This is a genomic window from Rhodococcus jostii RHA1 (genome assembly GCF_000014565.1).
Taxonomy (GTDB): domain Bacteria; phylum Actinomycetota; class Actinomycetes; order Mycobacteriales; family Mycobacteriaceae; genus Rhodococcus_F; species Rhodococcus_F jostii_A.
Genome location: NC_008268.1, coordinates 521,359 through 534,435 on the forward strand (window position 1 = coordinate 521,359; position 13,077 = coordinate 534,435).

A 13,077-nucleotide genomic window follows, 5' to 3' on the forward strand; every position below is an offset into this window, starting at 1 on the left:
CGATACGGTCGGTCAGAGCACTATGCCGAATTCGCGGATCTTGCGGTAGATCGTCGCTCGGGACATGCCGATGGCGGTGGCGGCGGCCGTCTTGTCGCCGGCATGAAGCGCGAGCGCGTCCACGATCGCGTCCCGCTCGAGCGCCTGCATCCTGGTCAACGTTCGGCGTGTGGTGGAACGGCATGCGGGAGGCAGGGTATCGACTTCGACGACACCGGACCGTTGCCGGCGGTAGGTGTCCTCGAGAACCGTCTTCAGTTGGGTGACGTTTCCGCGCCACGCCAGACGGGCGAGCTGATTCGAGGCGGCCGGAGCCAGGGTGAGGCCGGTGGCCCCCAGGGTGTCGAGCAGGCTGCGCACGAGATCGGGAAGGTCGTCCAGGTGGTGCCGCAGGGGTGGCACCGTGACTGATTTGGGGAACATGCGCAGCAGTGGGGTGGTGTCGGTCGAGTCCTGGGGATACCGGGTGAGCACCACCCACGGTCTGCGAGGTGGCTCCTGCGCCTGGGGGCCCTGCAATAGGTCCGCGAGTGCGGTGAGATGAGCGTCGTCCAGGGCGTGTGCGTGCAGTATTGCCAGGTCGGATCCGCTGTCGAGTTCGTCGGAGACCTCGGGGAGGAGGTCGTCGCCGAGTGCGGTGGCGTCGAGTACGGCGAGCCCGCGGTCCGGTACGAGTTGGTGTGCCGCTCGGATCAGGGCGGTCTTGCCGACGCCGGGTTCTCCGTCGAGGACGAGCCAGTCCTGTCGCCGGCAGGCGTCGACGACCGCCTGGACCGTGTGTCGCCAGAGCGGGCTGGCTCCGGCGATCGCGGGCGGGATGGGCGCGTACACCTTCGGAGTGGAAAGACGCAGGGAAGAAACCTGTTTCGTGATCCGGACGATTCCCCCGGCCAGCCGGCTGCCGGTGAATGTCGGCTCGTAACTCAGGCGTGCGATCGTTCCGCTGGGCAGGTCGGTGAGGATCGTGACCGGCGTCGTTTCGCCGCCGATGTCTCGGGTGCGTTCGAGAATCGCCATCTGGTCCGGTGAGTCGAATTGTTGCCGGGCCAGCGAGTTCATCATCACGACCTCGTCACCGACAGCGACGACGGGCCGGCTGGAGCGCCGGCATGCGGATCGGTACGCACTGAAGATCGCCCGGTCCAGTTCGGTTGCGTCGTCGAGCATGCGCTCGCGAAGGCGGGCTGCGGCGAGTGTGGCGAAGGACAGCAGCAGGGTGTTGGAATTCTGCGCGGCGGTGGTCAGGTCCACGACACCGAGGATCGCCCCGGTGACGGGGTGTGTCACCGGCGCTCCCGCGCAGGAGAAGGACCGCAGCGGACCACTGAAGTGTTGGTCTCCGTCCACGAGGAGTGGCCGGCCGACCTCGAGCGAGGTGCCGATTCCATTGGTGCCGACCTGGGTTTCCGCGTAGCGAAAGCCCGGGGCGAGGTCGACTCGGTCCAGTGCGGCGAACAAGTCGCTGTCACCACCGGTGCGGGAGAGCACGATGCCGTTCGCATCGGTGAGAATCAATGCCACCGGCTCGTTTTCGATGTAGGCGGTCACGTCGGGCAGTACGGATCGGGCGGCGCGCTCGAGCACCGTGTCGGTGGCCACGCGCTCGACGTACGCGGCGGCGGGCCGGTCGTCGTCACCCAACGCCTGCCGAGATCGCGACCAGGACACCCGGAGCCAAGTGCTCAGACGAAGGTAGTCCGATCCCGCAGGCGAACTCGAGGGCGGAGCCAATTCGGAGTCCGACTTCGAATCCCGCGTCGTGCGGTGGTGTGACGTGCTGATGGGCTGTGGGGTCACTCGCTCTGGTCTCCTGTGTCGGCTGATCGAGGGCGTGATGGTCTGCCGCGGCGCGGGGCAAGTGTAGGCAGCCACCGCCCACTCGGAAGTGACCTGCGTCTCACACTGAGACGAATGAGAGCTGGCTCACGGGGTTCAATCAATTTCCACAACGTCCCCCCACAGCCGGCACCCGGCCGGCTCACGATCCAGGAGGCGCACATTGAGTAGGCAAAGCCTGACAAAGGCCCACGCGAAGATCACCGAACTGTCATGGGATCCGACATTCGCAACCCCGGCCACCCGGTTCGGCACCGACTACACCTTCGAGAAGGCTCCGAAGAAGGATCCTCTCAAGCAAATCATGCGGTCCTACTTCCCGATGGAGGAAGAGAAGGACAACCGCGTGTACGGCGCCATGGACGGTGCCATCCGCGGCAACATGTTCCGCCAGGTGCAGCAGCGGTGGCTCGAATGGCAGAAGCTGTTCCTGTCGATCATTCCGTTCCCGGAGATCTCGGCCGCCCGAGCGATGCCCATGGCCATCGACGCCGTCCCCAACCCGGAGATCCACAACGGGCTGGCGGTGCAGATGATCGACGAGGTTCGTCACTCGACGATCCAGATGAACCTCAAGAAGCTGTACATGAACAACTACATCGATCCCGCCGGTTTCGACATGACCGAGAAGGCGTTCGCGAACAACTACGCGGGCACCATCGGCAGGCAGTTCGGTGAAGGCTTCATCACCGGCGACGCGATCACCGCGGCGAACATCTACCTGACCGTGGTCGCCGAGACAGCGTTCACCAACACCCTGTTCGTAGCCATGCCCGACGAGGCGGCCGCCAACGGTGACTACCTGTTGCCGACGGTCTTCCACTCGGTGCAGTCGGACGAGTCGCGGCACATCTCCAACGGCTACTCGATCCTGCTGATGGCACTCGCCGACGAGCGCAACCGTCCACTGCTCGAACGTGACCTGCGGTACGCGTGGTGGAACAACCACTGCGTCGTCGACGCCGCGATCGGCACCTTCATCGAGTACGGCACGAAGGACCGCCGCAAGGACCGGGAAAGCTACGCCGAGATGTGGCGGCGGTGGATCTACGACGACTACTACCGCAGCTACCTCATCCCGCTCGAGAAGTACGGCCTGACGATCCCGCACGACCTGGTCGAGGAGGCGTGGAAGCGGATCACCGACAAGGGCTACGTCCACGAGGTGGCCCGGTTCTTCGCCACCGGATGGCCGGTGAACTACTGGCGAATCGACGCGATGACCGACAAGGACTTCGAGTGGTTCGAGCACAAGTACCCGGGCTGGTACTCGAAGTACGGCAAGTGGTGGGAGGAGTACAACCGGCTCGCCTACCCCGGCCGCAACAAGCCGATCGCGTTCGAGGAGGTCGGATACCAGTACCCGCACCGCTGCTGGACCTGCATGGTTCCCGCCCTCATCCGTGAGGACATGGTCGTGGAGAAGGTCGACGACCAGTGGCGGACCTACTGCTCGGAAACCTGCTACTGGACCGACGCCGTCGCATTCCGCAGCGAGTACCAGGGCCGCCCGACCCCGAACATGGGCCGGCTCACCGGATTCCGGGAGTGGGAAACCCTGCATCACGGCAAGGACCTCGCCGACATCGTCTCCGATCTCGGCTATGTTCGCGACGACGGCAAGACCCTGGTCGGCCAACCGCACCTCGATCTCGACGATCCGAAGAAGATGTGGACTCTCGACGACGTGCGGGGCAACACCTTCCAGAGCCCGAACGTGCTCCTGAACGAGATGTCCGACGCCGAACGCAACGCGCACATCGCCGCGTACCGCGCCGGCGGCGCAGTTCCGGCCTGATCTCAGGCTCGGTGGGTGGCGCCGCGGCCACTCCGGCGCCACCCACCGCTTCACCATTCATTTCACGAGTCCAGGAGAGACCCCGTGGCCGACAAGCACCGTATCAACTTCGAGCCCGTCGACATCGAGATGGAAGTCGGCGAAGACGAGTACATCCTCGATGCCGCGTTCCGGCAAGGCATCCACCTGATGCACGGCTGCCGCGAGGGACGCTGCTCGGCCTGCAAATCCTTTGTCCTCGAAGGCGATATCCAGATGGAGGACTACTCGACGTTTGCGTGCAACGACGCCGAGGTCGACGAGGGACACGTCCTGCTCTGCCGCTCGACTGCCTACAGCGACTGCACCATCGAGCTGCTCAATTTCGACGAGGACGAACTTCTCGGCGGCGTCCCCATCCAGGATGTGCGCACTCGGGTGACCAGGATCGAGCCGATGACCAAGGACATCGTGTCTCTCCGGTTGGCCCCGGTCGAGCCGGCGGGATACGAATTCAAACCCGGTCAGTACTCCGACCTGCACATCCCGGGCACCGAGGAGCATCGGTCCTTCTCCATGGCGACCACCCGGTCGACGCCGGGGCATGTCGAGTTCCTCATCAAGAAATACCCCGGTGGCAAGTTCGCCGGACTGCTCGAGGACGGGATCTCGGTGGGTGACGAGATCGCCCTGACCGGACCATACGGGTCGTTCACCATCAAGGAAGGCCATGTCCTGCCGATGGTCTTCATCGGCGGCGGCGCGGGGATGGCTCCGCTGCTGTCGCTGCTGCGGCACATGAGCGAGACGGGCAACACCCGGCAGGTGCACTTCTACTACGGTGCCCGCACCCCGCAGGACCTGTTCTACGTCGACGAGATCCTCGAGCTCGGACGAGGATTGACGGATTTCACGTTCGTGGCCTGCCTCTCGGAATCGATGGACCCGCCGCCGGTGGGTGCGATCGCCGTCGAGGACGGCAACGTCACCGACGTCGTCGGCCGCCGCGAACCGGACATCGGCCGGGCCGAGGTGTACCTGTGCGGGCCGCCGCCGATGGTCGACGCCGCCCTGGAACTGCTCGAGGCGAACGGCACCCCGAAAGACCAGATCTTCTACGACAAGTTCACCAGCCCCGCCTTCGAGTAGACGTCCTGGGAAACCACCTTCCTGCTCCACCGACAGAACAGAGAAACGAGATGACCGCAACCGCCGAGTCCAAGCAACGCAGCTTCCCGAAGATCGAGTTCACCGACTCCGAAGCCGGTGCGCTGGAGTTCCCCAGCTCCCGCAGCCGCACCTTCACCTACTACACGCCAGCCAAGAAGCGGTCGACGATGTACGAGGACGTGACCGTTGACGTGCAGCCGGATCCCGACCGCCACCTCTCCCAGGGCTGGATCTACGGCTTCGGTGACGGTCCCGGCGGCTATCCGCAGGAGTGGACGGCCGCGAAGTCGTCGAACTGGCACGCCTTCCTCGATCCGAACGAGGAATGGGACCAGACCATCTACCGCAACAACTCCAAGGTGGTCCACCAGGTGGAGTTGTGCCTGTCCAACGCCAAGCGTGCCCGGGTCTACGACGGCTGGAACACGCCGTGGCTGACGTTCATCTCCCGCAACCTGGGGGCGTGGATGCACGCCGAGAACGGGTTGGCTCTGCACGTGTTCACCTCCATCCAGCGGTCCTGCCCGACGAACATGATCAACACCGCCGTCGCGGTGAACGCCGCCCACAAGATGCGCTTCGCCCAAGACCTGGCCCTGTTCAACCTGGACCTGTCCGAGGCCACCGAGAACTTCGACGGCACCGCCCACAAGGAGGTCTGGCAGTCCGCGCCCGAGTGGCAGCCCACCCGTGAGGTCGTCGAGCGGCTCACCGCGGTTCCCGACTGGTGTGAGCTGCTGTTCGGCTCGAACATCGTCTTCGAGCAGCTGGTCGGCACCCTGTTCCGCAGCGAACTGGTCATGCAGATCGCCGCCGGGAACGGTGACTACATCACGCCCACCATCGTGGGCACCGGCGAACACGACTACGACCGCGACCTCGCCTACACCCGCAACCTGTTCCGGTTGCTCACCCGAGACCCCGAGCACGGGGAGGCGAACAAGGAGCTGTTCGGCACCTGGCTCGCCATCTGGGTGCCACGGTGCCTCGACGCCGCCCGGGCGCTGCAGCCGATCTGGTCGCAGCCGGCCGACAAGGCGATCACCTTCGCCACCAGTTTCGACGCCGCCACCGACAAGTTCCGTTCCCTGCTCGAGGACCTCGGGCTCGACATCCCCAAGGAGTTGGACCAGTGAGCATGCAATTCGGATCGTCCACAGAGTTCTCCAACATGTGTGGTGTCACCTTGATGAACACCCCCATCGGCCGTGTCGTCGCGGAGGTGATGGGCGCCAAGGACGGTGTGGAGCTGACCGAGTACCCGTCGATGATCCGCGTCGACGGCCAACGCCTGCTCGACTTCGACTACGAGGAACTCACAGACGCCCTGGGTCAGGAATTCGACGGCTCCATCTTCGAGGAGATCAGCTCCACCCACTACGGGCGCATGGTCCACCTCGACGAGAAGACCCTGCTGTTCGCAAGCCCGGAGGACGCCGCCGAGTACATCGGATTCGACCTCACAGCGCAGTAGACCGCAGCCGTCCGGGGCCACACAGGGTGGCCCCGGACACCCCCAGCCCACCCGAAAACCAGGACCAAGCGAGGACCCGATGTATCAGAAGGACGGTCAGAAATACTTCATCGTGGACGGCCACGTACACGTCTGGGACGCCCGCGAGTCGAACCAGAAGAACGTGCACGGCAAGCAGTTCATCGACTGCTTCTACGACTATCACAAGAACCTCAGCCCCGAAGAGGTCGTGTGGGACTACGACACCTACACGTACTACGGCAGCGAACGCTTCGAGCGTGACATCTTCGTGGAGGGATACGTCGACCACGCGATCTTCCAGGCCACCTTGCTCAGCGACTTCTACCACAACGGATTCGGGCGAACCGACGAAGCACTCGCCCTGGTCGCCAAGCACCCCGGCAAACTGACCTACAACCACGCCTACGACCCGCGCCACGAGGAGGCCGGGCTCGAACAGCTCCGCAAGGACGCCGACCGGATGAACCTGCAGGGCGTCAAACTCTACACCGCCGAATGGCACGGCGACTCCCGCGGCTACAAACTCGACGACCCGTGGTCGCGGCGCTACCTCGAAGAGTGCATCGAGCTGGGGATCAAGAACATTCACGTCCACAAGGGCCCGACGATCCGTCCCCTCGACCGCGACGCCTTCGACGTCTCCGACATCGACAAGGTCGCCACCGACTACCTGGACCTGCGGTTCGTCGTCGAGCACGTGGGCCTTCCACGGCTCGAGGACTTCTGCTGGATCGCCACGCAGGAGTCGAACGTGTACGGCGGCCTGGCGGTTGCCCTTCCGTTCATCCACACCCGGCCCCGCTACTTCGCCCAGATCATCGGCGAATTGCTCTACTGGATCGGCGAGGACAAGATCCTGTTCGGCAGCGACTATGCGCTGTGGACCCCGAAGTGGCTGATCGAGAAGTTCGTCGACTTCCAGATCCCCGAGGACATGCTGACCGACTACGCCCCGATCACCGCCCTGCAGAAGCAGAAGATCCTCGGCCTCAACGCGGCAGCGCTGTACGACATCGATGTTCCCGCGGACCTGCAGCTGCCCGAGCCGGCCGGGCAGGAAGGTGTCGAGGTCGCGGCAGGAGCGAGGGAGGTCGTGTCATCATGACCACCCTTGCCGTCGGCGCGGAGGAGGACATCCTCGCGGCGCTCGCGACGGTCACTGACCCGGAACTGGACGAGCCGATCACCGATCTCGGTTTCGTCCGGTCGGTGATGCTCGACGACGACGGGGTGACCGTGCACCTGCGGCTGCCCACCGCGTTCTGCTCGCCGAACTTCGCCTACCTCATGGCCTCCGACGCCCTCGACGCCCTGCGTCTGGTCGAGGACATCGGCGAGGTGCGGGTGCTGCTCGACGACCACCACGACAGCGACAAGATCAACACCGGTCTCGCGGCGGACGCCGGATACGTCGGGACGTTCGGCTCCGAGGCGGAGGAGAGTCTGCACGAGTTGCGCCGAACGTTCCGGTCCAAGGCACACGCCGCGGCGATGGAGCGGTGTGTCGAGGCGCACCTGAAGACCACCGATGTGGGTGTGAACGAGATCTACCGGCTCACCCTCAGCGACCTCGCTCCCGGGAAGGCCAAGGCCGCGCTGCTGCGTCGCCGGATCGGTATCGGGTTGAGCATCTGCCCCGCCAGTCGGGTGTTCGTCGACGACGACGGGAAGCGCATCGCCCCGGAATCGGTGCCGATGCGGCTGCGCTTCGCCAAGTCGGTGCGCATCTCGATGGAAGGCAACGCGCATTTCTGCCGCGGCCTGCTCGCCACCCGCTACGCCGACGGCGAATCCGTCGGCGCCACACCGCGAATCACCAATCTCAGAACCAGGAGCCCGCGATGAAGGCCGTGCAAGTGGTGGGATACCACACCAAACTGCAGCTCACCGACATTCCCGAACCCACGATCGACGGCCCGCTCGATGTCATCGTGCGCATCGGCGGCGCGGGTGTGTGCCGCACCGACCTGCACATCCTCGAAGGGCAGTGGGAGGCGAAGTCCGGTGTCGCGCTGCCGTACACGATCGGCCACGAGAACTCCGGCTGGGTCCACGCCGTGGGTGACGCCGTCACCAACGTGACGGTCGGCGACAAGGTGATTCTGCACCCGCTCATCACGTGCGGACTGTGCCGGGCGTGCCGGTCCGGTGACGACGTGCACTGCCAGAACAGCACATTCCCCGGCATCGACGTCAACGGCGGGTACGCCGAATATCTGCGCACCACCGCCCGCAGCGTGGTCCGGATCGACGACTCGCTCGAACCGGCCGACGTCGCCGCCCTCGCCGACGCGGGCCTGACGGCGTACCACGCCGTTGCCAAGGTCGCGAAGACGACTCGGCCCGGAGACGTGTGCGTGGTGATCGGGGCCGGCGGGCTCGGTCACATCGGCATCCAGGTCCTGAAGGCGATCTCCGGCGTCACCGTGGTCGTGCTCGACCGCAACCCCGCGGCCGTCGAACTCGCCGTGAAGATCGGCGCCGACCACGGCATCGTCGCCGACGGCACCCACATCCAGCAGGTGCTCGACCTGACCGGCGGTCACGGCGCCGAGGCCGTCGTCGACTTCGTCGGCGAGGGCGGTGCGACTGCAGAAGGGATCGCGATGCTGCGCCGCGCCGGGAACTACTACGTCGTCGGGTACGGCGAGAACATCGACGTCCCGACGATCGATGTGATCTCCACCGAGATCAACTTCATCGGAAATCTCGTCGGCTCCTACAACGACCTCCAGGAGCTCATGACCCTTGCCGCCCAGGGCAAGGTCACCCTGCACACCACCCGGTACCGGCTCGAGGACTTCCAGCAAGCACTCGACGATCTCGATGCCGGCCGGGTGCGCGGCCGGGCGATTCTCGTCCCGTAGCACATCGCATCCCCCGCTCGAGTACGCACGAAAGGAAACATCAGCCATGGCAAAAGAGCTGCGGTACAACACGGACGCCCGGGCGCGGCTCGAGCACGGCGTCAACGCCCTCGCCGACGCGGTCAAGGTGACCCTCGGCCCCAAGGGGCGCAACGCGGTGCTCGAAAAGCTCACCGGACCACCGACGATCACCAACGACGGCGTGACCATCGCCCGCGAGATCCAGCTCCGCGAACCCTTCGCCAACATGGGCGCCCAGCTGGTCAAGGAAGTGGCGATGAAGACCAATGGTGTGGTCGGCGACGGCACCACCACCGCAACCGTGCTCGCCCAGGCTATGGTCCGAGAGGGGCTGCGGTCCGTCGACGCCGGCGCCAACCCCATGCGGGTGCGCCGCGGCATCGAACGGGCCGTGTCCGTGGTCGTCGACTCCCTCCACGAACAGGCCTCCCAGATCGGGGGGCAGAGCGATCTGCAACGGATCGCGACCCTCGCCGCCAGCGACGACGAGGTGATCGGGCACGCCATCTCGAAGGCCGTCGACTACGTCGGCAAGTCCGGGGTCGTCACCACCGAGGAGAGCGACACCCTCGGGCTGTCGGTCGACATCGTCGACGGCATCGAGTTCGATCACGGCTACATCTCCGGCTACATGGTCACCGACCCGGAGCGGATGGAAGCGGTGCACACCAATCCGCTGATCCTGCTGACCAACAAGAAGATCACCCAGGTCCAAGACATCATGCCGAGCATCGAGGTGGCCAAGCGCGCCGACCGGCCCCTGGTGGTGCTTGCCGAGGAAGTCGACGGGCCGGCCCTGCAACTACTCGTCGGCGGCAACATGCACAAGACAATGCAGTCGGTGGTCGTCCGGGCCCCCGGTTTCGGACACCGCCGGGTCGCCGAGCTCGAAGACCTCGCGGTGGCACTGGGTGGGCACGTGATCGCCAAGGACACCGGCATCGAACTGTCCGAAATCAGTGTCGAGCATCTCGGTTCGTGTGACCGCATCACCGTCACCGAGAACGAGACCACGATCGTCGGCGGGCACGGGGACCAGCGCCTGCTCGACGCCCGCATCGCCCAGCTCGAGTCCCAGCACGAGCGCGCCAAGATCGAGGCGGACCAGGAAAGCCTCGAACTGCGCATCGCCCGGCTCACCGGTCGAGTTGCCGTCATCCGCGTCGGCGGCGCGACCAGCGTCGAGCTCAAGGAGCGGATGTTGCGCGTCGAGGACGCTCTGGCCGCCACTCGCGCCGCGGTGGAGGCGGGGATCGTCTCCGGTGGTGGTACCGCGCTGGCGCAGTCGCATCGGGCGTTGGCCGATCTCGACCTGACCGGCGACGAGGCCATCGGGTGTGACGTCGTGCGCCGCGCCCTCGCCGAACCGCTGCGCTGGATCGCGATCAACGCCGGGTTCGACGGCGACGAGGTCGTCGAGGTGGTCGCCGGTTTGCCGCTCGGGCACGGGTTCAACGCACTCACCGGTGAATACGGGGACATGTTCGACGACGGGGTGATCGATCCGTTCAAGGTCACCCGCGCCGCACTCGAGAGCGCGGCCTCGATCGCGGCACTTCTGATCACCACCGAGACCGCTGTCGTGGAAGAGGTGCTGGGCAATCCCGGCGCCATCATGGCACCCGGTTTCGGCGATCTCGCCGAAGGCATGGTCCGCCCGTCCAACATCTACTAGAGCAAGCCCGTGGGTCACCGCCTCGACGGTCCTGCGAGGCGGTGACCCACTCCCCCGTTCCGGCGGGGAGGCATTCGTCCGAAAGAAAGTGAGTCATCGTGATTTTCATCGTCGTGAAGTTCAATGTCCTCGACAAGTACCGGAACGATTGGTTACTCGTCACCAAGGAGTTCACCGACGCGACCCGATCCGAGCCGGGCAATCTCTGGTTCGAATGGCATCGCAGCGCAGACGATCCCGCCCAGTTCGTGCTGATCGAGGCGTTCCGGGACGGGCAGGCCGGCTCCGACCACGTCGCTGCCGACCACTTCCGGAAGGGATTGGACGCGATGCGCCCGGCACTGAGCGAGACACCGCGCATCCTCCACACCGAACTACCCGGCACCGACTGGTCCCGCATGGGCGAACTGGAGATCAACCGGTAACCCGGTGCGGTGCACAACCTGACGGAATACAAGATTATGGAAGGACAAGCATGACCGTGGTGACGACAGGCCCCGTCGCGGGTCTGCTCGCGGCACTGGGCGATGCCGTGATGACCGACAGCGACACCATGATCGCCTACACCCGCGACCAGTCGTTGCTCTCCCCCTCCGGACATCCGATCGCGGTGGTCCGCGCCCGGACCACCGATCACGTCGTCACAACCCTGAAAACCGCCCACCGGTACGGCATTCCGGTCGTCACGAGAGGGGCGGGCACCGGTCTCGCCGGCGGGGCCAACGCGATCGACGGCTGCATCGTGCTCAGCACCGAGAAACTCGACCGCATCCTCACCATCGACCAACAGTCCCGCACCGCCACGGTCGAGCCGGGAGTGATCAACGGTGACCTCGCCGCCGCGGCCGCGGATCGCGGACTCTGGTACGTCCCCGACCCCGGCAGTCGCGCCGTCTCCACGATCGGGGGAAACCTCGCGACCAATGCCGGCGGAGCATGCTGCGCGAAATACGGGGTCACCGGCGACCACGTCGCCCGGATCAAGGCGGTGCTCGCCGACGGCCGGATCATCCACACCGGTGCCGCCACTCGCAAGAATGTCGCCGGATTGAACCTGACCCAACTGCTCGTGGGGTCCGAGGGCACGCTGGCCGTCATCGTGGAGGCGACCATGCGGCTGCGTCGACCACCGGCACGCACGGCCACCGTCGTCGCCGCCTTCGCCGAGCCCGTCCAGGCGGTCGACGCGGTGATTGCGATTCAGGAAGTGGCCGACCCGAGCCTGGTGGAACTCATGGACCGCACCACCGTCTCGGCCGTCAACGACATGACCCACATGGGTCTCGACCAGACGGCCGGCGCGCTGCTGTTGATCCAATGCGACGGCGACGCGGCCGAGCAGGAGGCCCGGCGCAGCGCGGACGCGTGCCGTGCCGCCGCGGCCACCGAGCTGTACGTGAGCGCCGACCCCGCCGAAGGTCACGCCCTCATGCAGGCCCGCAGTGTGGCGCTGACCGCCCTCGAACGCCGCGGCAGCACTCTGCTCGACGACCTGGCCGTGCCCGTGCCCCGGCTACCGCACATGCTCGACGCGATTACCCGCATCGCCGACCACCACCACCTCCTCGTCGGCACCTTCGGGCACGCTGCCGACGGCAACCTCCACCCCACGATCGTGTTCGACGCCGCAGATCCGGACGCCACCGAACGGGCTCACCAAGCCTTCGACGAGATGGTGGCGGGATGCTTGGCGCTGGGCGGATCCATCACGGGCGAGCACGGCGTCGGCGACCTCAAACGCCGCTACCTCGAACCCATGATCGGCTCGGTGGAGAGGTCCCTGATGGCAGAAGTCAAGGCAGCGTTCGACCCCACCGGAATTCTCAATCCGGGGCGTGCGATATGACACCCACGAAACCACATGTCCGATCGAAGCGGGACGACGACCTCGTCCTGGAGTTCGGCAATCGGTGGGCAGTGTTCGGCGGCGGCAGCGCCGAAGACATCTTCGTCACGTTCGGGTGGACCGAGGCGCGGTACTTCGAACGCCTGAAGGTCCTGGCCGGGCGCCGTTTCCCGCCCCTCGACGACACCCTCCGGCACCGTCTTCTCGCCGTGTGCGCCGAGCGGCTACAGCGAATCGCTCATCCCCGTTCCCCTGCGTCGAAAGGCCACGTCGATGACAGTGCATCCCGGCCGACGCCGCGGCCCTCCCCGCACTGATCCCGGTCCTCCACCACCCCGTCTCATATTGAGACCCGTCTCACATCGAGACGACGTACCCTCAACTACGTGA

General features: G+C 65.8%; 12 protein-coding genes. 11 read left to right on the forward strand and 1 reads right to left on the reverse strand.

Annotated features, from left to right (window positions below; translation table 11 throughout):
- Nucleotides 1-12 precede the first annotated feature (12 nt).
- Complete coding sequence (locus RHA1_RS02160) at nucleotides 13-1,872, reverse strand: sigma-54-dependent Fis family transcriptional regulator (RefSeq protein WP_518525570.1); 1,860 nt, start codon at nucleotides 1,870-1,872, stop codon at nucleotides 13-15.
- Nucleotides 1,873-1,999: 127 nt separating this feature from the next.
- Between RHA1_RS02160 and RHA1_RS02165 the strand changes: the two genes are divergently transcribed.
- The 11 genes from RHA1_RS02165 to RHA1_RS02215 all read left to right on the forward strand — a co-directional run bounded on the left by RHA1_RS02165 (nucleotide 2,000) and on the right by RHA1_RS02215 (nucleotide 13,004).
- Nucleotides 2,000-3,634, forward strand: a complete 1,635-nt coding sequence (locus tag RHA1_RS02165; protein WP_011593714.1) for a ferritin family protein — start codon at nucleotides 2,000-2,002, stop codon at nucleotides 3,632-3,634.
- Nucleotides 3,635-3,718: 84 nt separating this feature from the next.
- Nucleotides 3,719-4,762, forward strand: coding sequence for a 2Fe-2S iron-sulfur cluster-binding protein (locus RHA1_RS02170; RefSeq protein ID WP_041810948.1), 1,044 nt, complete (start codon nucleotides 3,719-3,721; stop codon nucleotides 4,760-4,762).
- 50 nt (nucleotides 4,763-4,812) lie between these two features.
- Complete coding sequence (locus RHA1_RS02175; RefSeq protein ID WP_011593716.1) at nucleotides 4,813-5,919, forward strand: aromatic/alkene monooxygenase hydroxylase subunit beta; 1,107 nt, start codon at nucleotides 4,813-4,815, stop codon at nucleotides 5,917-5,919.
- On the forward strand, nucleotides 5,916-6,257 hold the full coding sequence (gene mimD / locus RHA1_RS02180) for a propane 2-monooxygenase effector subunit MimD (RefSeq protein ID WP_005242368.1): 342 nt from the start codon (nucleotides 5,916-5,918) through the stop codon (nucleotides 6,255-6,257). The genes RHA1_RS02175 and mimD overlap by 4 nt, the downstream gene beginning before the upstream one ends.
- A gap of 79 nt (nucleotides 6,258-6,336) precedes the next feature.
- Nucleotides 6,337-7,383, forward strand: coding sequence for an amidohydrolase family protein (locus tag RHA1_RS02185; RefSeq protein ID WP_011593717.1), 1,047 nt, complete (start codon nucleotides 6,337-6,339; stop codon nucleotides 7,381-7,383).
- Nucleotides 7,380-8,123 carry an iron-sulfur cluster assembly protein gene (locus RHA1_RS02190; protein ID WP_009472936.1) on the forward strand — a complete coding sequence of 248 codons (744 nt, stop codon included), beginning with the start codon at nucleotides 7,380-7,382 and terminating at the stop codon, nucleotides 8,121-8,123. The genes RHA1_RS02185 and RHA1_RS02190 overlap by 4 nt, the downstream gene beginning before the upstream one ends.
- Nucleotides 8,120-9,145 (forward strand): NAD(P)-dependent alcohol dehydrogenase, encoded by a 1,026-nt coding sequence (locus RHA1_RS02195; RefSeq protein ID WP_011593718.1) that lies wholly within the window; start codon nucleotides 8,120-8,122, stop codon nucleotides 9,143-9,145. Before RHA1_RS02190 ends, RHA1_RS02195 begins: the two co-directional genes overlap by 4 nt.
- A 46-nt stretch (nucleotides 9,146-9,191) precedes the next feature.
- Nucleotides 9,192-10,841, forward strand: coding sequence for a chaperonin GroEL (gene groL / locus RHA1_RS02200; protein WP_005242375.1), 1,650 nt, complete (start codon nucleotides 9,192-9,194; stop codon nucleotides 10,839-10,841).
- A gap of 98 nt (nucleotides 10,842-10,939) precedes the next feature.
- A complete protein-coding gene (locus tag RHA1_RS02205) occupies nucleotides 10,940-11,266 on the forward strand; it encodes a putative quinol monooxygenase (RefSeq protein WP_011593719.1) in 327 nt (108 codons plus the stop codon).
- A 50-nt stretch (nucleotides 11,267-11,316) separates the two neighbouring features.
- Nucleotides 11,317-12,687: an FAD-binding oxidoreductase gene (locus tag RHA1_RS02210; RefSeq protein WP_011593720.1), complete on the forward strand. Its 1,371-nt coding sequence runs from the start codon at nucleotides 11,317-11,319 to the stop codon at nucleotides 12,685-12,687.
- Nucleotides 12,684-13,004, forward strand: coding sequence for a hypothetical protein (locus RHA1_RS02215; RefSeq protein ID WP_009472941.1), 321 nt, complete (start codon nucleotides 12,684-12,686; stop codon nucleotides 13,002-13,004). Before RHA1_RS02210 ends, RHA1_RS02215 begins: the two co-directional genes overlap by 4 nt.
- Nucleotides 13,005-13,077 lie beyond the last annotated feature (73 nt).

Bases quoted from the DNA above. Each gene is read 5' to 3' on its own strand.
- RHA1_RS02175 (WP_011593716.1), top strand. From the start codon at position 4,813: ATGACCGCAACCGCCGAGTCCAAGCAACGCAGCTTCCCGAAGATCGAG.
- RHA1_RS02185 (WP_011593717.1), top strand. From the start codon at position 6,337: ATGTATCAGAAGGACGGTCAGAAATACTTCATCGTGGACGGCCACGTA.
- RHA1_RS02190 (WP_009472936.1), top strand. From the start codon at position 7,380: ATGACCACCCTTGCCGTCGGCGCGGAGGAGGACATCCTCGCGGCGCTC.
- RHA1_RS02195 (WP_011593718.1), top strand. From the start codon at position 8,120: ATGAAGGCCGTGCAAGTGGTGGGATACCACACCAAACTGCAGCTCACC.
- groL (WP_005242375.1), top strand. From the start codon at position 9,192: ATGGCAAAAGAGCTGCGGTACAACACGGACGCCCGGGCGCGGCTCGAG.
- RHA1_RS02210 (WP_011593720.1), top strand. From the start codon at position 11,317: ATGACCGTGGTGACGACAGGCCCCGTCGCGGGTCTGCTCGCGGCACTG.
- RHA1_RS02215 (WP_009472941.1), top strand. From the start codon at position 12,684: ATGACACCCACGAAACCACATGTCCGATCGAAGCGGGACGACGACCTC.